The 340-nt window shown below is 73.8% G+C and carries 1 protein-coding gene; it reads right to left on the reverse strand.

The genetic code is table 11. The features are described 5' to 3' along the window. A partial coding sequence (locus EBH09_RS37265) for a hypothetical protein (protein WP_153182787.1) occupies nt 1–340 on the reverse strand: 340 nt, incomplete at both ends.

Consider the following 340-nt stretch of genomic DNA (forward strand, 5'->3'; position numbering starts at 1 on the left):
GAACACCTCGCGCAGGGCGCGCAGTTCGACCTCGTCGGAGAACGCGGTGCCGTTGGCGGCGGACTCGACGTAGCCGATGGAGCCGGGTTCGGCGCCGGCGCGTTCCAGCGCCCGGCGCATGGTCGCCACCTGGGTGCGGTGGCTGGGCGAGAGGAAGCCGTTGGAGCGGCCGCTGTGCAGGGAGGCGGTGCTCTTGATGACGGCGTGCACGGTGTCGCCGTCGCGCAGCGCCGCGTCCAGCGGCTTGAGCAGTACGGCGCCGACGGCCTCGGCGGGCAGGTAGCCGTCGCCGTCGCGGAAGCTGCGCGCGCCCGGATGGGTGCCGAGCAGCTGCATCTCG

It is taken from the genome of Streptomyces sp. E2N166 (assembly GCF_003671715.1).
Taxonomy (GTDB): Bacteria; Actinomycetota; Actinomycetes; order Streptomycetales; family Streptomycetaceae; genus Streptomyces; species Streptomyces thinghirensis.